Origin of the sequence: Minwuia thermotolerans (genome assembly GCF_002924445.1) — a bacterium.
Taxonomy (GTDB): domain Bacteria; phylum Pseudomonadota; class Alphaproteobacteria; order Minwuiales; family Minwuiaceae; genus Minwuia; species Minwuia thermotolerans.
Genome location: NZ_PIGG01000031.1, coordinates 207398 through 227016 on the forward strand (window position 1 = coordinate 207398; position 19619 = coordinate 227016).

Consider the following 19619-nt stretch of genomic DNA (forward strand, 5'->3'; position numbering starts at 1 on the left):
CGTTCCCCAACCAGTCCGTCAGTTGCCGGAGCCGTTGTCGTCCTTGTCATTCTTCAGTTTCGCCAGGACCTCGAAGGGCCGCTGACGCCCCTCCGGCACATCGTCGCCGACGCCTTCGGGCAGCTCTGCATCCGGCCGGCGAGGATAAGGATCCAGACCCAGCGCGAGATGTTCCGTCATGGCCGCGCCGACATCGATCTTGCCATCCACCATGTGTTCTGGCGGATCGTCCTCATCGGTGATGTCGATGACTATCGGGTCAGCGGACGCGGCGGTAGAGGGCGTGTAATGCAAGCTGACACGCTCGTCAACATCGCAGCTTACCGGCTCCAGGGTCACGACGCAGGCCTGGGTCACGCGGCCCTTCAGCCGGAAATCGACGAAGGCGCCCCCGTCGGCCGGCCAGACATGCCCGTCCGCCACCACTTCCTCCACGGAAATGACATCGAACGCGTCGGCGACACGTTCGCGTTCGGCCGCGTCGAATTCGATGTGGAAGTCCTCGCCCTCCGGTCCCAGGCTGTCCACCTTCAGCAGGCGGGAGACCGGCGGCGGGCCGGGCGCATCAGACATGTTCCTTCTCCCGTTCCGGTTCGCCGAAGACGAAGCGCCCGGCGACGATGTCCGCGTCCGCAGCGGCTGCCAGCCGCGCCTCGGCGCCGCGGACATAGGCCGCCATCGCCGGCAGCGTTTCCGGCCGCACGTTCCGCGCACGGTAGAGATTGCGGTGCAGGGCATCTTCCAGCGCGCGCCCCTCGCCTTCATCCATGGCGGTGTCGTAGGCGATGACGCGGCCGTAATAGGCGTTGGACATCTTCTTGACCCGATGGCCGATCCCGATGTCGCCGACGCCGGCAAGGCGCAGGCCCTGGTCGATGTCCTTGATGAAAACGTCGAAAAGATGCTGCTGGGCGCGCCGGCCGTCGCGGGACAGCGTCCGCAGCCGACGCATGATCAGGTGAAGATGCAGGACCAGCAGATCAAAGCGGCCATCGAAGCTGTCCTCGACCTCCAGCGCCTCGTAGAAGGCCGGCAGACGCGCGTGTTCGCCGGCCACGCCATACATGGCGTAGCCTGCCTCCTTGAGTGGATCGGACCGGAACAGGCCGAAGAGCGCCATCGATGCCGTACCTGTTGACAATGCCTGCCCCGAAGGGCAATCGAAGGCTCACAGCTAGGCGTCGCGGCCCGCCCAGTCAATGGTCGCCATTCCGCGTATTCTGGAACGGAGACAGATGAACCGCGCTATCCTCACCGTCTGCGCCGCCGCGGCCCTGGTCCTGGCGATCGCCGCCTGCACGCCGGACCGCATCACCCGGGGCCACCACCTCGACCAGCAGGACATCGACAGGGTCCAGGTCGGCGTCACGACCCAGCAGCAGGTCACCGACATCCTGGGCAGCCCCTCCAGCGTTGCGACCTTCCAGCAGCATTCGGACACCTGGTACTACATCTCGAAACAGTCCGAGCGCTATACGGAGCTGGATGAGGAAACCGTCGCCCAGCAGGTCGTCGCCATCGATTTCGACGAGACCGGCCGCGTCGCCAACCTGCGCCAGTACGACATGGGCGACGCGCAGCAGGTCGCCTACGTGAAGCGCGAGACGCCGACCCAGGGGGCCAAGCTCGGCTTCTTCGAACAGCTTCTCGGCAACCTGATCCCCGGCCAGCAATAGCCGCCGCGCGACGCGACGGTGGGCATCTCAGTCGACCGCGATCAGCGCCGCGGCGACCCGGCGGTCTTCCGCCATCAGCACGTTGTAGGTGCGGCATGCCGCGCCCGTGTCCATGACGTCCACGGCGATGCCATGGTCCTTCAGGTGCCGGCGCACTGTCGCGGGTACGAAGGCCATGGAGGCGCCGGCGCCGAGCAGCATGATCTCCACCTCGCCGGCGCGCTCGATCATCGGACCGAGACTTTCCGGCGACAACTCGTCCATGGTGCCGACCGGCCAGGACAGCACTTCCCTGGGAAAGACCAGCAGCGATCCCTCCAGGCGCCGTCCCGACACGCGGAACCCCCGGTCCCCATAGGCCTCCAGAACCTGCCTGTCGGCCGGCACCTTTGGCGTCAGGTCCATCAGGTGGTCTCCGCGGCCTCTTCTTCGGCATCATCCTCGCGCTGATTGCGCTGCAGGCCCAGCGCCGGCAGCATCGGCGCGGCGATGAAGATGGAGGAATAGGTGCCGATCACGATGCCCCAGATCAGGGCCGCCGAGAACCCGCGGATGACCTCGCCGCCGAAGAAGAACAGCGCGCCAAGCGCGAGCAGCGTCGTCACGCCGGTCACCACCGTGCGGGACAGGGTGTCGTTGATCGACCGGTCGAGCAGGTCTCCGAGCGGCATCTGCTTGAACTTGCGCAGGTTCTCACGGACACGGTCATAGACGACGACCGTGTCGTTGATCGAGTAGCCGACAATGGTGAGGATCGCCGCAACGGAAGCCAGGTTGAACTCTGTCCGGGTGATCGCGAAGAACCCGATGGTCAGGATCACGTCATGGACCAGCGCCGCCACGGCGCCCAGGGAGAACTGCCACTCGAAGCGGAGCCAGATGTAGAACAGCATGGCGACCACCGCCGTCAGCACGGCAAGCACGGCGGCCTCCACCAGTTCGCCGGAAACCTTCGGTCCGACGAACTCGACGCGGCGATAGCTGATGCCGGGATTGGTCGGCTCGAGCGCCGCCTTGACCGTGTCGATCGCCGCCTCCTGCGCCTCGGCCTCCCCGGGCTGCCGTTCAACGCGGATCAGGACGTCATTGGCGGCGCCGAACTCCTGCAGCGCCACTTCGCCGAGACCCAGCCCGCCCAGCGTGTCGCGCATCTCGGCCAGGTCGGCCGGGCCCTGGGTGGCCACCTCGATCAGGATGCCGCCCTCGAAGTCGATGCCCCGGTTGAGCCCGACGCCGAAGAACAGGCCGGCGGAGGCCAGCGCCAGAATCGACGACAGCGCGAACGCGGCGATGCGGAACTTCATGAAGGAGATGGCGGTCTTCTCGGGGACCATTCTCAGACGGAACATGCGGCAATCCCCCTAGATGTTGAGCAAGGCCGGACGCCGCCGGCGCAGCCACGTCGCAATGATCATGCGGCTGAGCAGGATGGCCGTGAACATGGAACTGACGATGCCGATGCCGAGCGTCACCGCAAAGCCGCGCACCGGGCCGGAGCCCATGCCGAACAGGATCGCCGCAGCAATCAGCGTGGTCACGTTGGAGTCCACGATGGTGACGAAAGCGCGCTTGTAGCCGGCCTCGACCGCGTTGATCGGAGAGCGGCCGTTCGCCAGTTCCTCCCGGATGCGCTCGAATATCAGCACGTTGGCGTCGACCGCCATGCCGATGGTAAGCACGATGCCGGCGATCCCGGGCAGAGTCAGCGTGGCCTGCAGGCTGGAAAGCGTACCCATGATCAGCACCAGGTTGGTCACCAGCGCCACGTTGGCCGCCATGCCGAAGACCGGCCCGTAGGACACGACCATGAAGATGACGACGAAAAGGAACCCCAGGCCGGCGGCCAACTCGCCGGCGGCGATCGAGTCGGCACCGAGATCGGGGCCGACCGTCCGTTCCTCCAGGATGGTCAGCGGCGCAGGCAGCGCGCCCGCACGCAGCAGGACCGCCAGGTCGTTGGCGGTCTGGGCGGTGAAGCCGCCGGTGATGATGCCGCTGCCCTGCAGGATCGGGCTGTTGATGCGCGGGGCCGAGATGATCTCGTCGTCCAGGACGATGGCGAAGGGCCGGCCGACATTCTCGCTGGTTATCTTGCCGAAACGCTTGGCGCCGACGCTGTCGAAGCGGAACGACACCACGGGCTGTCCCTGATCGAAGGTCGGCTGGGCGTCGACCAGATGCTCGCCGGAAACCTCCACCTTCTTGCGGATGATCCATGGGCGCGCCTGGCCGCCTTCGACGTCGGGCTGCTCGTAGAGCCGCATCGACCCCGGCGGCACGCGATCGTCGAACGGATCGGCCGACTGGTCGACCAGATGGAAGGTCATCTTCGCGGTCTTGCCGAGAATCTCCTTGAGGCGTTCCGGATCGTCCAGGCCGGGCGCCTGCACGATGATCCGGTCCAGGCCCTCCTGCTGGATCGTCGGCTCCGCGACGCCCAGTTCGTCAACGCGCTTGCGAACGATCTCGATGGATTGCTGCACCACCTGGACCATGCGCTGGGCCACGCCGTCGTCGGTCAACCGCACGGTGATCCGGTTGCCTTCCGTCTCGACCTCTGCCTCGGCCCCGCCGCCGCCAAAGCCGGCCGCGAAGCCGCCGCCGACGCCGGTGCTGGTCTGCACCGTATCGCGGACGACCTCGACGGCCTCATCCAGCCGCGCGGGATCGCGAATCTCGAAGGCGATGGTCCGGCCGTCGCGCTGGAAGCCGGAACGGCGGATGCGCGGCGAGACGTCGCCCAGATCGGTGCGAATCGTCTCGACGATGTCTGTCATCCGGTCGTCAATCACCGCCTCGCGGTCGACCTCGAGCAACAGGTGAGAGCCGCCGCGCAGGTCAAGGCCCAGATTGATCGACTGGTTGGGCAGCCAATCGGGTATCTCCGACCGGGTGTCCTCCGACAGGAAGTTGGGAATCGTGAAGGCGAGCCCCAGCAGGCAGACCAGGGCGATGACCGCGATCTTCCACTTCTCGAAATGCAGCATGCCGGCTGAGGTCCCCGGACCGGGTTATTTCTTGAGGCCGAGCTTGCCCATCAGGCCGCCGCCGCCTTCGCCGCCGTCCTTGTTGGCGGGCGCGGGATCGTTCGCCGGCGCCGTCTTGGAGCGCACGTCGGCCAGGGTGCCCTTGACCACGTCGATGCGGACGCCCTCGGCGATCTCGAGCTGAATGGTCTGCTCGTCCTTGACCTTGGTCACCTTGCCCACGATGCCGCCGCCAGTGACCACCGTGTCGCCGCGGCGCACGTTCTGCACCATCTGGCGGTGCTCCTTGGCCTTCTTCTGCTGCGGACGGATCAGCAGGAAGTAGAACACCACGAAGATCAGGATCAGCGGCAGGAAGGTCATCAGACCGCCGCCATCGCCGCCGGCGGCCTGCGCATATGCCGGGGAAATCCACATGAGATAGGCTCCATCTAGCAGGAGAGGTGTCAGGAGGCCTCCGCCCAGCGCGGCCTCCGCAAAGGTGCCGGGAATATATACGGCCTCACACCGATTTCAACCGAACCCGCAATGGCGCCCCGATCGGGCCGGCAAGCCGCTCTCCGGCTGCTACCAGATCGGCTTTCCCGAGCCCGGCAGACCGAGGCGCGGCCACTTCTCGCTCACCGTTTCGACGACCTCGTCGGACATGCGGATCTTCGTGCCCCAGTCGCGCTTCGTCTCGGGCGGCCACTTGTTGGTGGCGTCCAGGCCGATCTTGGAACCCAGCCCGTCCTCGGGGCTGGCGAAGTCGAGATAGTCGATCGGCGTATTCTCGATCATGGTGACGTCGCGGGCCGGGTCCATGCGGGTCGAGATCGCCCACATCACGTCCTTCCAGTCGCGGGCATCGATGTCGTCGTCCACGACGATAACCCACTTCGTGTACATGAACTGGCGGAGATAGGACCAGACGCCCAGCATCACCCGCTTGGCGTGGCCCGGATAGGCCTTCTTCATCGACACCACCGCGATGCGGTAGGAGCAGCCCTCGGGCGGCAGCCAGAAGTCGACGATTTCCGGAAACTGCTGGCGGAACAGCGGCACGAAGACCTCGTTCAGCGCCTCGCCCAGCACGCTCGGCTCGTCGGGCGGACGGCCGGTGAAGGTGGAGAGGTAGACCGGATCCTTGCGCATGGTGATCGCGGAGACGTGGAAGACGGGGAAGCGTTCGACGGCGTTGTAGTAGCCCGTGTGATCGCCATAGGGCCCCTCCTCGGCCGTCTCGTCCAGGCTGACATGGCCTTCCAGGACGATCTCGGCCTCCGCCGGCACTTTCAGCGGCACGGTCTGGCAGTCGACCAGTTCCACCTTCCGGCCGCGCAGCAGGCCGGCGAACTGGTATTCGGAGAGCGTATCCGGCACCGGCGTCACCGCCGCCAGGATGGTGCCCGGATCGGCCCCGATCACGGCTGCGGCGGGCAATGGTTCCGGCCTGGCCCCCTTCCAGCGCTGATGGTGCTGCGCCCCGCCCCGGTGTTTCAGCCAGCGCATGATGGTGCGGTCGCGGCCGATCACCTGCATCCGGTAGATGCCGAGGTTGAAGTCGTCCTCCTTCGCCTCGGACGGGCCTTTCGTGACCACCAGCGGCCAGGTGATCAGCGGCGCCGGCTCGCCCGGCCAGCAGGTCTGCACCGGCAGGCGGTTCAGGTCGATCTGTTCCCCGGTCAGGATGACGTCATGGACCGGGCCATAACCCTTCGTTCTGGGCCGCATGGCGAGCACGGTCTTCAGCAGCGGCAGCTTGTCGATGGCGTCGCGGAACCCGCCCGGCGGCTCCGGCTGGCGCAGGAAGGCGAGCATCTCGCCGACCTCGCGCAGTTCCGACGGCTTGCGGCCCATGCCATTCGCCACGCGTTCGACCGTACCGAACAGGTTGACCAGGACCGGCATCTCGGCGCGCGTGCCGTCGGGTTTGACCGGGTGTTCGAACAGTACCGCCGGCCCGCCTTCGGCCAGCAGCCGGGTCTGGATCTCGGTCATCTCCAGTTCGGTCGAAACCGGTTCCTTCACGCGGACCAGTTCGCCCGCCTGCTCCAGGCGGGTCATGAATTCGCGAAGGGACTGATCGGCCATGTTGTTCCTGTCAATCTGGACGCCGCAGGGCGACAATCCCGCAAACTATGCGGTTTCGGCAAGTGGGGGTGAGACCTGATGTCCGACAATGGCGCGCCCGAACAGATCCGCATCGACCTCGACCGGGCGGAGACCGCCCGGATCGAGCGGCTGCTGACGCCCCTTCTGGAGGCTCTGACCGCGCTGCAATCCGTGGCGCGGCGGCTGCACCCGGCGGCGATCGCCGGGCTGGCCGTCGAGGCGGCGGAGGCCGAGGAAGCCGTGCGCGCGGCCCGGACCGACACACCCGAATGGCCCGAGCGCCTGTCGCCGCTCGGCGCGCAGCTGGAGCTTGCGGCCGGCCACGCCGAGGCCGCCCTCTCCGGCCTGCGCGACGCCGCCGCCGCGCCCGAAGGCATCCGCATCGCCTACGGGGCGCTGCGGCATCTGCCGAAGGCGCTGGAGGCGCTCTATCCGATCGCGGGTTTCCTGCCACCCGTCAGCCGCTTCTTTCTGGATCCCGCGGTCCGGGACGATGAGTCCCTGGCGCAATCGCTTGCGGGCGCAGCGCCGGAGGGAACCGGCATCCTCGCATTCGGCCCGGACCTCGACAGCCGGCAGACCTTCTGGGTCTATGTGCCGGAGTACTACGGCCCGGACCGCGAGTGGCCTCTCATCGTCGCACTGCACGGCGGCGCCGGCCGTGGCCGCGGCTTCCTGTGGAGCTGGCTTCGCGACGCCCGCAGCCGCGGCGCGATCCTGATCGCACCCACCTCTCTGGGCGGCACCTGGGCGCTGCAGGGCGACGACATCGATTCCCCGCATCTCGACCGCATCGTGGCGCTGGCGCGGGAGAAATGGCGCATCGATGCGGGGCGGATGCTGCTGACCGGCATGAGCGACGGCGGCACCTTCACCTATGTCTCGGGGCTCCGGGCGCGTTCGCCGTTCACGCACCTCGCCCCGTTCTCCGCCGCCTTCCACCCCATGCTGGGCGCATTCGCCGACTTCGGCCGGGTCCAGGGCCTACCCGTCCACCTGGTTCACGGCGCGCTCGACTGGATGTTCCCGGCGGACATGGCGCATGGCGCATCAGTGGCTGCTGAGCGCCGGAGCGACCGTCACCTATCGGGAGATCGCCGACCTGAGCCACACCTATGCCCCGGACATGAACGGCGAGGTGCTGGACTGGATGGACGCTACTGCCGCAGGGGGTTGAGCAAGGACGCCCGGACACCCGATATTGAAGGTCTGCACAAGCAACAAGAACGGAGCCAAGCGTATCATGGCCGCCAAACGATATTTCGACCGCGCCTACGAGGTGCAGAACAAGCGCGAGACCCGCGCCCTCTACGAGGATTGGGCCGAAGTCTACGACCAGGAACTGGAGGAAAAGCAGTACGCCCAGCCCGGGCGCTGCGCCGAGGTACTGCGCGAGATGCTGCCCGACGGCGAGGCGCGCATCCTGGATGTCGCCTGCGGCACCGGGCTTTCGGGGCGGGCGCTCAGGGCCCACGGCTACGCCCATGTCGAGGGATGCGACTATTCCCCCGAGATGCTGGAGAAGGCGAAGCTCTCGAAGGCCTATGACGCACTGTTCGAGACCGATCTGAACGAGCCGCCGATGGACGCCGTCGACGAGAGCTATGACGCCGTCACCGCTGTCGGTGCCTTCAGCTTCGCCCATGTGGACCCCGACGCGCTGGAGGAGATGATCCGCGTGCTGAAACCCGGCGGGCCGCTGATCATCGGCATCAACGAGAAGTACCACGACGAAGGCAGGGTATCGGCGAAACTGGAGAGCCTGGAAGCCCAGGGCAAGCTCGAGGTCATCAAGAAGGAGAAGGGCGCCCACCTGCCCGGCGCCGACGTCGACGGCTGGGTGATCGCGGCCCGCAAGGCTGCATAGCCCCTCCCCGCCTCCCCGTCTGTACGCCGCGCCACGGGCCTGAGATACTGCCCTCCTTGCGCGCGGGGAGACGCGCATAGTGCGCCACAGCGGGGACAGGGGCCATGCATGATCTGGTGATACGGGGCGGCCGCATTCATGACGGCACCGGCAAGGATGCGTTCAGCGGCGATGTCGCCATCGAGGACGACCGTATCGTCGCGGTGGGCAAGGTCGACGGTCCGGCGCGGCGGGAAATCGACGCCGACGGATTGATGGTCGCGCCCGGCTGGGTCGACATCCACACCCATTATGACGGTCAGGCCCTCTGGGATCCCTACCTGACGCCCTCGTCCTGGCATGGCTGCACCACGGTCGTGATGGGCAATTGCGGCGTCGGCTTCGCACCGGTCCGTTCCGGCGAGGAAAACTGGCTGATCGAACTCATGGAATCGGTCGAGGACATTCCCGGCGCGGCCCTGGCCGACGGGATCGAGTGGGGCTGGGAGGATTTCCCCGGCTATCTCGATGCACTCGACGGCAAGCAGCGCGCCATCGACATCGGCGCGCAGGTGCCGCACTGCGCGGTCCGCGCCTATGTCATGGGCGAACGCTGCATCGAGGAGGAAACCGCGAACGAGAACGACATCGCCCGCATGGCCGCGATCGTCCAGGAGGGACTGGAAGCCGGCGCACTCGGCTTCTCCACTTCGCGGACGATCTTCCACAAGACAAGGGCCGGCGAGTATGTCCCCGGCACCTGGGCCGGCGCGCCGGAGATGTTCGGCATCGCGGACGGCATGCGCCGGGCCGGCCACGGCGTGCTGGAAATGGCCACCGATCTGACCTTGAAGGAAGGCGGCGGCGACCTGGAATGGATCCGCGAACTGTCGGCGCGCTATGGCGTGCCGGTCAGCCTGCTGCTGTTCCAGAACGACGAAGCGCCGCGCAAGTACCGCCAGCTGCTGCAGGGCATCGCCGAGGCCAACGCGAAGGGCGGACGGATCTACGCCCAGGTCTCGGGCCGCACGGCGGGCCTCCTGCTCTGCCTCGACGGCTCATTGCATCCCTTCCAGGGCAAGCCGAGCTACCGCGCGCTGCGCGACCTGCCGCACGAGGAGAAGATCGCGCGGATGAAGGATCCGGCGGTGCGCGAGGCGATCATCACCGAGGAATCCGGCGGCAAGGGCGGAGAGATGTCCGACTTCTTCCTGCGCGGCTGGCACAAGATGTTCCGTCTCGGCGATCCGCCGAACTACGAGCCCGACCGTTCCGAGTGCTTCGCCGAGCGGGCGAAGGCCGAAGGCCGCCGTCCCGAGGACATCGCCTATGACGCGCTGCTGGAGTTCGGCGGGCGCGGCCTCATCTATTTCCCGCTGCTGAACTATTCGGACTACGGCTTCGAAGCGGTCCGCGAGATGCTGGAGGCGCCCTACACGCACTTCAGCGGCTCCGACGGCGGCGCCCATTGCGGCGTCATCTGCGATGTCAGCCTGCCGACCTTCAACATGGCCTACTGGGGCCGCGACCGGAAGAAGGGCGGGCTGCTGCCGCTGGAATGGCTGGTCCACAAGCAGACGCAGGGCACTGCATCGCTGCACGGCCTCAACGACCGCGGCGTGCTGGCCCCGGGCTATCTGGCGGACATCAACCTGATCGATTTCGACAGCCTGGGCATCGACGCGCCGCGCATGGCATGGGATCTGCCGACCGGCGCCCGGCGCCTGATCCAGCGGGCCAGCGGCTATCGCATGACGATCAAGTCGGGTCAGCCCATATTGGCCGACGGCGATCCGACGGGTGCGTTGCCGGGCGCGCTGCTGCGGGGACCGCAGGGGCCACGGGGGTCGGGACCGTCCTGACCCGCCCGGTGCCCAAATCGACGTAGACGGACCTTCGCATAGGCCTTACATAGCCGCCGCATGGACCGCACGCATATCCGAAATTTCGCCATCATCGCTCACATTGATCATGGCAAGTCGACGCTCGCCGATCGCCTGATCGAGATGACCGGCGGCCTCGAAAGCCGGGAGATGCAGCAGCAGGTGCTCGACTCCATGGACCTGGAGCGCGAGCGCGGCATCACCATCAAGGCGCAGACCGTCCGGCTGCTGCACAAGGCCGCGGACGGCGAGATCTATCAGTTGAATCTGATCGACACGCCCGGACATGTCGACTTCTCCTACGAGGTCAGCCGCAGCTTGTCGGCCTGCGAGGGCGCGCTGCTGGTGGTCGACGCCAGCCAGGGCGTCGAGGCGCAGACACTGGCCAACGTCTACCTCGCCATCGAGAACGACCTCGAGATCGTGCCCGTGCTGAACAAGGTCGACCTGCCGGCGGCCGAGCCGGAGCGCGTGAAGGAGCAGATCGAGGACGTGATCGGCATCGACGCCTCCGACGCCATCGAAATATCCGCCAAGACCGGCCAGGGCGTACCCGACGTGATCGAGGCGCTGATCCGACGCATCCCGGCGCCGGCCGGCGATTCGACGGCGCCGCTGAAGGCCCTGCTGGTCGACAGCTGGTACGATCCCTATCTGGGCGTGGTCGTGCTCACAAGGCTTTACGACGGCAAGTTGAAGAAGGGCATGAAGATCAAGCTGATGTCCACCGGCGCCACGCACCAGATCGACCGCGTCGGCATCTTCACCCCGAAGATGACCGTGCTGGACGAACTGGGCCCGGGCGAGATCGGCTTCTTCACCGCCTCCATCAAGACGGTCGCCGAGACCGACGTCGGCGACACCATCACCGAGGAAGGCAAGCCCACGGCGAAGCCCCTGCCCGGCTTCAAGCCCTCCATCCCGGTGGTGTTCTGCGGCCTGTTCCCGGTCGACACCTCGGACTATCAGGATCTGCGGGACAGCCTGGCCAAGCTCCGCCTCAACGATTCCAGCTTCCATTTCGAACCGGAGAGCTCGGCGGCGCTGGGCTTCGGCTTCCGCTGCGGCTTCCTGGGTCTGCTGCACATGGAGATCGTGCAGGAGCGGCTGGAGCGCGAGTTCGACCTCGACCTGATCACCACGGCGCCTTCGGTGATCTTCAAGCTGCACATGACCGACGGCACGCTGGTGGAACTGCACAATCCCGCCGACATGCCCGATCCGGTCAAGGTCGACTACATCGAGGAGCCCTGGATCAAGGCGACGATCCTCTGCCCCGACGAGCATCTGGGCGCGGTGCTGAAGCTCTGCGAGGAGAAGCGCGGCGTCCAGACCAACCTGACCTATGCCGGCGCCAGGGCGATGATCGAATACGAACTGCCGCTGTCGGAAATCGTCTTCGACTTCTACGACCGGCTGAAGTCCGTCAGCCGTGGCTATGCCAGCTTCGACTACGAACTGATCGGCTACCGCCGGGGCGACCTGGTCAAGATGTCGATCCTGGTGAATGCGGAGCCGGTCGACGCGCTGGCCCTGATCGTCCACAGGGACCGGGCCTACGAACGCGGCCGGATGCTCTGCGAACGGCTGAAGGACCTGATCCCGCGCCAGATGTTCAAGATCCCGATCCAGGCCGCCATCGGCGGCTCGGTGATCGCGCGAGAGACCATCTCGGCGATGCGCAAGGACGTGACCGCGAAGTGCTATGGCGGCGACGTCACCCGCAAGAAGAAGCTGCTGGAGAAGCAGAAGGCCGGCAAGCGGCGCATGCGCACCTATGGCAAGGTCGACATCCCGCAGGAGGCCTTCATGGCCGCACTGCGCATGGGCGACGAGTAGCCCTGCCTCAGAGCGCCCGCGCCGTCCTTCCGATCAGATCCCAGGCCGCGTCGACATGGCGGGCTTCGGTGCGGGCCTGACCGATCGAAATGCGGATGGCGTAGCGGCCGCGCACGCGGTTGGGCGTGAAATAGGCCTCGCCTGAATCGTTCAGCGCCAGCAGCAGCCTCTCGTTCAGTTCGTCGCAGGCCGCGTCGTCCGCGCCTTCCGGGCGGTAGCGGAAGTTGATCAGCGAGAGCACCCGGGGCGCGACCAGCTCGAAATCCGGCTCGGCGGCGATGCGCCGCTCCAGGTCCTCGGCCAGCGCGATATGGCTTCGCAGGAATGCCTGAAGCCCCTCGACGCCATAGCTCCTGAGCACGAACCAGAGCTTCAGGGCGCGGAAACGGCGTCCCAGCGGCACGCCCCAGTCGCGGTAGTCGGCGACCTGCCCGGTTTCGGGGCCCTGGTAGTAGGTGGCGTCGATGGCGAAGGTGCGGACCAGCGCCTCCGGGTCGCGCACGAAATGGGCGGCGCAGTCGAAATTGGTCAGCAGCCACTTGTGCGGGTTGAAGACGAGGCTGTCGACGTTCCCCTGTCCCTCCAGCATCCAGCGGCACTCGGGCAGGATCAGCGCCGCGCCTGCCCAGGCGGCGTCGACGTGCAGGAAGACGCCGCGGGCGGCGCAGATCTCCCCGACCGACTTCAGATCGTCGATGGCGCCGACGCCGGTCGCGCCGAGCGAGGCGACGACGCAGGCCGGCTTGCGCCCCGCAGCGATGTCGTCGTCGATCGTCCGCGCCAGTTCGCCGGGCACGATGGCGAAATCGTCGCCGGTCGCCACCTTGCGCACGTTCCGCCGCCCGTACCCGGCGATCTTCGCCCCCTTCTCGATCGAGGTGTGTGTCTGGTCGGAGCAGTAGACGACGAGTTCCGGGCCGCCGGCCAGGCCGGCTTCGTTCGCCATGTCGTCCGTGGCCCGTTCCCGCGCCGTCAGCAGGGCGCAGAGGGTCGCGCCCGAGGCCGAATCCTGGATCACGCCGGTGAAGCCCGCGTCCAGGCCGATCATCTGCCGCAGCCAGTCCAGCACGCGGCCCTCCATCTCGGCGGCCGCCGGCGAGGTCTGCCACATCATGCACTGGGCGCCGAGCGTGGCCGTGAGCATCTCCGCCAGCACCGAAGGCGGGCTGGAATTGGCGGGGAAATAGGCGAAGAAGGACGGATGCTGCCAGTGGGTCATGCCCGGCAGCACGTCGCGGACGAAGTCGCTCATGATTGCGTTCATCGATTCGCCCGCCGCCGGGGCGCTCGCTGCCAGTTTCGCCGCGACCTCTCCCGGCTTCGTCTGCGCCCGCACCGGAAAATCCTCGACGCGCGCCATGTAGTCGGTCATCCAGTCGACCATCTGATGGGCGTGGCTGCGGAACTCGTCGATATCCATGGGGCAGTCTCCGGCGTGTGACGGCGGCGAACTTGACACGGCCCCGCCCTTGACGAAATAGGTGATCCCTTCATCCTGCGCCCCAGCCTCACCAGCGGAGACTCCCATGGCCGAAACCATCGAGACCAAGGTTCTGATCATCGGGTCGGGTCCGGCCGGGTGCACGGCGGCGATCTATGCCGCGCGCGCGGGCCTGCAGCCGGTCATGGTGCATGGCATCCAGCCTGGCGGTCAGCTCACCATCACCACCGACGTCGAGAACTACCCCGGCTTCGCCGACGTCATCCAGGGCCCGTGGCTGATGGAGCAGATGGAAAAGCAGGCAGCCAATGTCGGCACCCGGATCGTCCACGACATCGTCGCCGAAATCGATCTGTCGAAGCGGCCCTTCGTGGCGAAGGGCGACGGCGGCAACACCTATGTCGGCGAGACCGTGATCATCTCCACCGGCGCCTCGGCCAAATGGCTCGGCCTGCCCAGCGAGCAGAAGTTCCAGGGCTTCGGCGTCTCGGCCTGCGCCACCTGCGACGGCTTCTTCTACCGCGGCAAGGAAGTCTGCGTCATCGGCGGCGGCAACACCGCGGCCGAGGAAGCCCTGTTCCTGACCCACTTCGCCTCGAAGGTCTGGCTCATCCACCGCCGCGATTCGCTCCGCGCCGAGCACATCCTGCAGCAGCGGGTGCTGAAGCACGACAAGATCGAGGTGGTCTGGGATCACGTCCTGGACGAGGTTCTCGGCGACGAGGATCCGCTGGGCGTCACCGGGGTGCGCATCCGTCACGCGACCAGCGGCGAGACCCGGGAGATCCCGGTGCATGGCGTCTTCGTCGCCATCGGGCACAACCCGAACACCGAGCTGTTCAGGGGCCAGGTCGACATGGACCATGAAGGCTACATCCTCACCGCGCCGGATTCGACCGCCACCAACATACCCGGCGTCTTCGCCTCGGGCGACGTCCAGGACAAGATCTACCGCCAGGCCGTGACGGCCGCGGGCACCGGCTGCATGGCGGCGCTGGAGGCCGAAAAGTTCGCCGCCGCCGCCGAACTGCCCCAGGCCGCGGAGTAGAATTCGCGCCCGGCGGCGGGCCTGCCCGTCGTTTTTGCTTGTCGACTCGTGCGCACTGGATATTTTCGGCCCCATGGATTGGGACAAGTTGCGCATTTTTCACACGGTCGCGGACGCCGGAAGCTTCACTCATGCGGGTGAACTATTGAACCTCAGCCAGTCGGCGGTCAGCCGGCAGGTAAGCGCCCTGGAGGAGAGCCTTCGGACGACGCTGTTCCGCCGACACGCCCGCGGCCTCATCCTCACCGAACAGGGCGAATTGCTCTACAAGACCGCCCGCGAGGTGTTCTCCAAGCTGGCCATGGCCGAGGCCATGCTGACCGACGCCAAGGAGAAGCCGCGCGGCGACCTGACGGTCTCGACCACCGTCGGCCTCGGCTCGACCTGGCTGACACCGCGCATCCGCGCGTTCATCGAGGCCTACCCGGACATCTCGGTCCATCTCGTGCTGACAGACGGCGAGGTCGACCTGACGATGCGCGAGGCCGACATCGCCATCAAGCTCCGGCCGCCGACCCAGCCGGATCTCATCCAGCGCAAGATGAACTCGATGAACTTCCACCTCTACGCCTCGCCCGACTACATCAAGCGGCGCGGCACACCGAAGGCCCCGGAAGATCTCGACAAGCATGCCCTGATCATCTACGGCGCGGAAACGGTGACCCCGGTGCCGACCAGCAACTGGGTGATGGAGCTGGGCGCCAACCCCAACCGGCCCCGCCGGCCGGTGCTGACCGTCAACAACGTCTACGGCCTGCTGCTGGCCGTCGAAAGCGGCCTCGGCATCGCCGCCCTGCCCGACTACATCGTCCAGGGCCACAGCAAGGCCGTACGCGTGCTCGATGACATCGCGGGCCCGAGTTTCGACACCTATTTCGTCTATCCGGAGGAACTCCGGAACTCGAAGCGAATCGCGGTCTTCCGGGACTTCCTCATCCAGCAGGTCTCGGATACCCAGTTCTGAGAGTGGCAGAAGGGCAACATTTTTTAATAAATCAGTTTACGTAAACGGAAGTTGTGCTTTTTCAGTACGTTATAGCTCTGCGACATTTGCATAGCTGAATTTCGACTGTACCACTTTATTTCACCACGCCGACGACCTACATCTCGCGCATGGATGTTGCATCGCAGCATCGACGGGCGATCCGGCGCCTCCCTGTCGGATTGTCCGACGTCTCTTGAGACGTGAAGCCTCCCTGTTAGACTCGGCGGGTCCACTTGTTGGACCCGCCTTTTTTCTTTTCGGGGACAGAACGGTGCAGATTCGCCCTGCCGTAGCCGCAGACTCCGCCGTGCTGACGGAACTCGCTCTCCGCTCCAAGGCCCACTGGGGCTATGACGCCGCCTTCATGGATGCCTGCCGCGACGAGCTGACGGTGACCCCCGACCAGATCGTCGAACGGACGATGCTGGTAGCCGAGGAAGGCGGCCGGCTCGTCGCCATGGCGGGGCTGGAACCGGACGCGGACGTGCTGGGCCTGTGGAACATGTTCGTCACACCCGAATGCATCGGCACCGGTCTGGGTGGTGTGCTTTTCCGCGCCATCGCCGACAAGGCGCGTGAGGCCGGCGCGCGCTGCCTCTACATCGATTCCGATCCCAACGCCCGGCCGTTCTACGAACACATGGGCGCAAGACTGGTCAGCGAGTCGCCCTCCGACTCGATTCCGGGCCGCACACTGCCCCGCCTTCGACTGGACCTGTAGCTGCGCTGGCCGCCCCTCCGCGCACGGCCTATTCTCGTTCCCCAGGTGGATGGTGGAACGACGGGAGGCGGACATGGCGACAGCGGATGCACGGACTGCATGGATCACCGGCGCGGGCAGCGGAATCGGTCAGGCGGCCGCCGTCGCGCTCGCCCGTGACGGCTTCGCAGTCGTCGCCAGCGGACGCCGCCCCGAACCGCTGAACGAAACCGCCGCGATCATCGCGGACGGCGGCGGAACCTGCGTGGTCGAGCCTCTCGACGTGGCCGACCCGGACGCCTGCGCCGCGGTCGCCGGCCGCACCCAGCAGCGCTTCGGGGGCATCGATGTGCTGGTCGCCAACGCCGGCCTCAACGTGAAGGACCGTCATCTGGACAGCCTCAGCGTCGCCGACTGGCGGCAGGTCATCGACGTCGACGTCAACGGCGTCTTCCAGTGCATCCATCCGGTGCTGCCGATGATGCGCGCCCGGGGCGGCGGCCTGATCGTGAACGTCTCCTCCTGGGCGGGCCGCTGGCCCGCCTATCTGGCCGGGGCCGCCTACAACGCCGCCAAGCATGCGGTCAGCGCCATGAACGAGCTGATCAACATGGAGGAAGGCGGCAACGGCATCCGCGCCACGGCACTCTGTCCGGGCGAGGTCTATACGCCCATCATGGACGCCCGTCCCGTGCCACCGCCGCCGGAGGAACTGGAAAAGATGGTGCAGATGGCCGACATGGGCGAGGTCATCGCCTGGCTGGCCGCACTGCCGCCCCATGTCTGCATCAACGAACTGGTGATCAGCCCCACCGACAACCGCATCTACCGGGCCCAGCGCATCCGCTGACGCTGCCGGGGCGACCGGTACGTTTGGACGCACGGGGGTTGGCGCGGCCCGGCGCCCTTCCCCATCTTTCGCCGCAAGCGATCAAGAAGACGAAGGGGAAACAAGATGAACAGGAATCGCAATCTCCTCACCACGACCTGCATCGCCGCCATGCTGGCGATGCCCATGGCCGTCCAGGCCGGCGACAGCAAGACCGACATGAATGCTGGCAATCAGCATGAAGTCTCCGACGCCGGCAGCGCGGCAGGCGAAGCCCCGACCGGCGAGCGCTCCGAACTTCAGAAGGCCTGGGACGAGTTCGCAAGATTCACTGCCGAGCAGAAGGACGCGGCCGTTCAGGCAGGCGACGACATGCTGAACGCCATGGACGAACGCATCGCCGGTTGGCGCGAAGCTGCCCGCGAGGATGGCGTGTCACCGGAAGAGGAAGAAGATCGCGTCGCGGAAATGCGCTCGGTTCGACGGGACATCTCCTCGCAACTGGACGAAGCCAGGGTCACGCACGACGAAGACTGGAGCGCCGAGGTCTGGCGCGATTTCAAACAGGCGGTCGGCGAGGCCGTCGACACATTCGAATCCCAGTTCGACGACGACACCGCCTACGAATCGGGCGAGAAGCCCTATCAGGAAGGGGCCGCAGGCGGCAACTGATCCACGATTTCATCCACATTGTGGACAAAACGATCCCCGCCTGATTTCCGGGCGGGGATCGTTCGATCCTGATCCGCGTGGCGCGCCGTGATAGGATCGGCACCATGTCCGACAACATCACAGCGTTCCCCGGCGATGCGCCGGACCACGAAGGCGGCGACGCCGCGCCGAAGGTCCTGCCCCATAATCTCGAGGCCGAGCAGCAGCTTCTCGGCGCCCTGCTCTACAACAACGACGCGGCGGCGCGGGTGCTCGACTTCCTGAAGCCGGAGCACTTCTTCCAGCCGCTGCACGGCCGCATCTACGAATCCATCCTTACACTGATCGAACGCGGCGAACTGGCCAATCCGGTCACGCTGAAGACCCGCTTCGAACAGGACGCGGCGATCAGGGAACTGGGCGGCCCCGGCTACCTCGTCGACCTGACGGCGCGCGCGGTCAACGTCATCCGGGCGGAGGAATACGCCCGCATCCTCTACGATCTCTTCCTCCGCCGGGAAATCATCCTGCTCAGCGAGGAAATGGCCGAGCGCGGGCGCACGGCGGACCTCACCGACGCGGCGAGCCAGCAGATCGAGGATGCGGAATCGCGCCTCTACACCCTGGCCGAAGCCGGCGAGGTGAAGAACGACTTCCGATCCTTCAAGATCGCCGTGGCCGAGAGCCTCGACCGCATCGAGGCGGCGTACAAGCGCGAGGGCCAACTCGTCGGCGTTACCACGGGTCTGCGCGAGATGGATCAGCGCCTGGGCGGCCTGCACCGCACGGACCTGCTGATTCTCGCCGGCCGACCAGGCATGGGCAAATCTGCGCTGGCCATGACCATCGCGCTGAACGCCACGCGCGCCTACCGGCCGATCTACAACGACGCCGGCGATATCGTGGACGCCGAAGGCGCCGTGGTCGGCGTCTTCAGCCTGGAAATGAGCCGCGAACAGCTCGCCACCCGCATCGTCTCCGAACAGACCCGGATCAGTTCCAGCGATCTCCGCACCGGGCGCATCGACAAGAACGCGTACCTCAACACAGTGGTGCCCGCGACGCAGGAACTGATGGATCTGCCGCTGTTCATCGACGACACGCCAGCACTCTCCATCGCCCAGCTACGCTCCCGCGCCAGACGGCTGAAACGCCAGCACGGTCTTGGCCTCATCATCATCGACTACATCCAGCTCATGCGGCCGTCCGGGCAGAAGCGCGTCGAGAACCGGGTCCAGGAACTGACCGAGATCACCCAGGGCCTCAAGGCGGTCGCCAAGGAACTGAACGTGCCGGTCCTCGCTCTCTCACAGCTCTCGCGCCAGGTGGAGCAGCGCGAGGACAAGCGGCCGCAGCTCTCGGACCTGCGCGAATCCGGCTCCATCGAACAGGACGCCGACGTGGTCATGTTCGTCTACCGCGAGGCCTACTACGCCCAGAAGGACAAGCCCGACGAGGAGAACTTCGCCGAGATGGAGCAGTGGCAGCAGAAGATGGCGCAGATATACAACCGCGCGGAAATCATCATCGGCAAGCAGCGCCACGGCCCCACGGGCACAATGGAAGTCTTCTTCGAGCCGGAGTTCACCATCTTCCGCAACCTGGATACCCACCACGACCCGAGCGAGATTCACTGAGCC

The 19619-nt window shown here is 66.4% G+C and carries 20 protein-coding genes; 11 read left to right on the forward strand and 9 right to left on the reverse strand.

Features of this window, described 5'->3' with window-relative positions:
• Positions 1–18: 18 nt before the first annotated feature.
• Together CWC60_RS08880 and CWC60_RS08885 are read right to left on the reverse strand one after the other, a co-directional pair.
• A complete protein-coding gene (locus CWC60_RS08880; RefSeq protein WP_164516446.1) occupies positions 19–573 on the reverse strand; it encodes a YceD family protein in 555 nt (184 codons plus the stop codon).
• Positions 566–1120, reverse strand: coding sequence for a ubiquinol-cytochrome C chaperone family protein (locus tag CWC60_RS08885; RefSeq protein WP_109793641.1), 555 nt, complete (start codon positions 1118–1120; stop codon positions 566–568). The genes CWC60_RS08880 and CWC60_RS08885 overlap by 8 nt, the downstream gene beginning before the upstream one ends.
• A 115-nt stretch (positions 1121–1235) precedes the next feature.
• On the opposite strand from CWC60_RS08885, the gene CWC60_RS08890 reads away from it, so the two are divergent.
• Complete coding sequence (locus CWC60_RS08890; protein ID WP_164516447.1) at positions 1236–1676, forward strand: outer membrane protein assembly factor BamE; 441 nt, start codon at positions 1236–1238, stop codon at positions 1674–1676.
• Between the two features lie 27 nt (positions 1677–1703).
• Here CWC60_RS08890 and CWC60_RS08895 read toward each other — a convergent pair whose 3' ends face one another.
• The 6 genes from CWC60_RS08895 to CWC60_RS23875 form a co-directional block, all read right to left on the reverse strand.
• A complete protein-coding gene (locus tag CWC60_RS08895) occupies positions 1704–2081 on the reverse strand; it encodes an Mth938-like domain-containing protein (protein WP_109793643.1) in 378 nt (125 codons plus the stop codon).
• On the reverse strand, positions 2081–3025 hold the full coding sequence (gene secF, locus CWC60_RS08900) for a protein translocase subunit SecF (protein WP_109793644.1): 945 nt from the start codon (positions 3023–3025) through the stop codon (positions 2081–2083). Before secF ends, CWC60_RS08895 begins: the two co-directional genes overlap by 1 nt.
• 12 nt (positions 3026–3037) lie before the next feature.
• Positions 3038–4663 (reverse strand): protein translocase subunit SecD, encoded by a 1626-nt coding sequence (gene secD, locus CWC60_RS08905; RefSeq protein ID WP_109793645.1) that lies wholly within the window; start codon positions 4661–4663, stop codon positions 3038–3040.
• A gap of 24 nt (positions 4664–4687) precedes the next feature.
• On the reverse strand, positions 4688–5080 hold the full coding sequence (yajC, locus tag CWC60_RS08910; protein WP_109793646.1) for a preprotein translocase subunit YajC: 393 nt from the start codon (positions 5078–5080) through the stop codon (positions 4688–4690).
• 150 nt (positions 5081–5230) lie between these two features.
• On the reverse strand, positions 5231–6736 hold the full coding sequence (locus tag CWC60_RS08915) for a UbiD family decarboxylase (protein WP_109793647.1): 1506 nt from the start codon (positions 6734–6736) through the stop codon (positions 5231–5233).
• A gap of 45 nt (positions 6737–6781) precedes the next feature.
• Positions 6782–7540, reverse strand: a complete 759-nt coding sequence (locus CWC60_RS23875) for a hypothetical protein (RefSeq protein WP_206419845.1) — start codon at positions 7538–7540, stop codon at positions 6782–6784.
• Between the two features lie 259 nt (positions 7541–7799).
• Here CWC60_RS23875 and CWC60_RS24255 point away from each other — a divergent pair, with 259 nt between their 5' ends.
• The 4 genes from CWC60_RS24255 to lepA all read left to right on the forward strand — a co-directional run bounded on the left by CWC60_RS24255 (position 7800) and on the right by lepA (position 12325).
• A complete protein-coding gene (locus CWC60_RS24255) occupies positions 7800–7934 on the forward strand; it encodes a hypothetical protein (RefSeq protein ID WP_277422320.1) in 135 nt (44 codons plus the stop codon).
• Positions 7935–8000: 66 nt separating this feature from the next.
• Positions 8001–8624 carry a class I SAM-dependent DNA methyltransferase gene (locus CWC60_RS08925; protein WP_125182748.1) on the forward strand — a complete coding sequence of 208 codons (624 nt, stop codon included), beginning with the start codon at positions 8001–8003 and terminating at the stop codon, positions 8622–8624.
• 104 nt (positions 8625–8728) lie between these two features.
• On the forward strand, positions 8729–10465 hold the full coding sequence (locus CWC60_RS08930) for an N-acyl-D-amino-acid deacylase family protein (protein ID WP_109793649.1): 1737 nt from the start codon (positions 8729–8731) through the stop codon (positions 10463–10465).
• A 60-nt stretch (positions 10466–10525) separates the two neighbouring features.
• Complete coding sequence (gene lepA, locus CWC60_RS08935) at positions 10526–12325, forward strand: translation elongation factor 4 (RefSeq protein ID WP_109793650.1); 1800 nt, start codon at positions 10526–10528, stop codon at positions 12323–12325.
• A gap of 7 nt (positions 12326–12332) precedes the next feature.
• On the opposite strand, the gene CWC60_RS08940 is transcribed toward lepA, so the two are convergent.
• Positions 12333–13745, reverse strand: coding sequence for a pyridoxal phosphate-dependent decarboxylase family protein (locus tag CWC60_RS08940; RefSeq protein WP_109793651.1), 1413 nt, complete (start codon positions 13743–13745; stop codon positions 12333–12335).
• A gap of 106 nt (positions 13746–13851) precedes the next feature.
• Between CWC60_RS08940 and trxB the strand changes: the two genes are divergently transcribed.
• From trxB to CWC60_RS08970, 6 genes are all read left to right on the forward strand, one after another.
• Positions 13852–14814, forward strand: coding sequence for a thioredoxin-disulfide reductase (gene trxB / locus CWC60_RS08945; RefSeq protein WP_109793652.1), 963 nt, complete (start codon positions 13852–13854; stop codon positions 14812–14814).
• A 73-nt stretch (positions 14815–14887) separates the two neighbouring features.
• Positions 14888–15778: a LysR family transcriptional regulator gene (locus tag CWC60_RS08950; protein ID WP_109793653.1), complete on the forward strand. Its 891-nt coding sequence runs from the start codon at positions 14888–14890 to the stop codon at positions 15776–15778.
• A gap of 328 nt (positions 15779–16106) precedes the next feature.
• Positions 16107–16520 carry a GNAT family N-acetyltransferase gene (locus tag CWC60_RS08955; protein WP_241147910.1) on the forward strand — a complete coding sequence of 138 codons (414 nt, stop codon included), beginning with the start codon at positions 16107–16109 and terminating at the stop codon, positions 16518–16520.
• Between the two features lie 73 nt (positions 16521–16593).
• On the forward strand, positions 16594–17349 hold the full coding sequence (locus CWC60_RS08960; protein ID WP_109793925.1) for an SDR family oxidoreductase: 756 nt from the start codon (positions 16594–16596) through the stop codon (positions 17347–17349).
• Positions 17350–17514: 165 nt separating this feature from the next.
• The gene (locus tag CWC60_RS08965; protein ID WP_125182749.1) at positions 17515–18000 is read left to right on the forward strand and encodes a hypothetical protein; all 486 of its coding nucleotides are present in this window, start codon (positions 17515–17517) and stop codon (positions 17998–18000) included.
• A gap of 104 nt (positions 18001–18104) precedes the next feature.
• Positions 18105–19616: a replicative DNA helicase gene (locus tag CWC60_RS08970; protein WP_109793655.1), complete on the forward strand. Its 1512-nt coding sequence runs from the start codon at positions 18105–18107 to the stop codon at positions 19614–19616.
• Positions 19617–19619: the final 3 nt, after the last annotated feature.

Bases quoted from the DNA above. Each gene is read 5' to 3' on its own strand.
- CWC60_RS08880 (WP_164516446.1), bottom strand. From the start codon at position 573: ATGTCTGATGCGCCCGGCCCGCCGCCGGTCTCCCGCCTGCTGAAGGTG.
- CWC60_RS08885 (WP_109793641.1), bottom strand. From the start codon at position 1,120: ATGGCGCTCTTCGGCCTGTTCCGGTCCGATCCACTCAAGGAGGCAGGC.
- CWC60_RS08890 (WP_164516447.1), top strand. From the start codon at position 1,236: ATGAACCGCGCTATCCTCACCGTCTGCGCCGCCGCGGCCCTGGTCCTG.
- CWC60_RS08895 (WP_109793643.1), bottom strand. From the start codon at position 2,081: ATGGACCTGACGCCAAAGGTGCCGGCCGACAGGCAGGTTCTGGAGGCC.
- secF (WP_109793644.1), bottom strand. From the start codon at position 3,025: ATGTTCCGTCTGAGAATGGTCCCCGAGAAGACCGCCATCTCCTTCATG.
- secD (WP_109793645.1), bottom strand. From the start codon at position 4,663: ATGCTGCATTTCGAGAAGTGGAAGATCGCGGTCATCGCCCTGGTCTGC.
- yajC (WP_109793646.1), bottom strand. From the start codon at position 5,080: ATGTGGATTTCCCCGGCATATGCGCAGGCCGCCGGCGGCGATGGCGGC.
- CWC60_RS08915 (WP_109793647.1), bottom strand. From the start codon at position 6,736: ATGGCCGATCAGTCCCTTCGCGAATTCATGACCCGCCTGGAGCAGGCG.
- CWC60_RS23875 (WP_206419845.1), bottom strand. From the start codon at position 7,540: ATGCGGGGAATCGATGTCGTCGCCCTGCAGCGCCCAGGTGCCGCCCAG.
- CWC60_RS24255 (WP_277422320.1), top strand. From the start codon at position 7,800: ATGGCGCATCAGTGGCTGCTGAGCGCCGGAGCGACCGTCACCTATCGG.
- CWC60_RS08925 (WP_125182748.1), top strand. From the start codon at position 8,001: ATGGCCGCCAAACGATATTTCGACCGCGCCTACGAGGTGCAGAACAAG.
- CWC60_RS08930 (WP_109793649.1), top strand. From the start codon at position 8,729: ATGCATGATCTGGTGATACGGGGCGGCCGCATTCATGACGGCACCGGC.
- lepA (WP_109793650.1), top strand. From the start codon at position 10,526: ATGGACCGCACGCATATCCGAAATTTCGCCATCATCGCTCACATTGAT.
- CWC60_RS08940 (WP_109793651.1), bottom strand. From the start codon at position 13,745: ATGGATATCGACGAGTTCCGCAGCCACGCCCATCAGATGGTCGACTGG.
- trxB (WP_109793652.1), top strand. From the start codon at position 13,852: ATGGCCGAAACCATCGAGACCAAGGTTCTGATCATCGGGTCGGGTCCG.
- CWC60_RS08950 (WP_109793653.1), top strand. From the start codon at position 14,888: ATGGATTGGGACAAGTTGCGCATTTTTCACACGGTCGCGGACGCCGGA.
- CWC60_RS08960 (WP_109793925.1), top strand. From the start codon at position 16,594: ATGGCGACAGCGGATGCACGGACTGCATGGATCACCGGCGCGGGCAGC.
- CWC60_RS08965 (WP_125182749.1), top strand. From the start codon at position 17,515: ATGGCCGTCCAGGCCGGCGACAGCAAGACCGACATGAATGCTGGCAAT.
- CWC60_RS08970 (WP_109793655.1), top strand. From the start codon at position 18,105: ATGTCCGACAACATCACAGCGTTCCCCGGCGATGCGCCGGACCACGAA.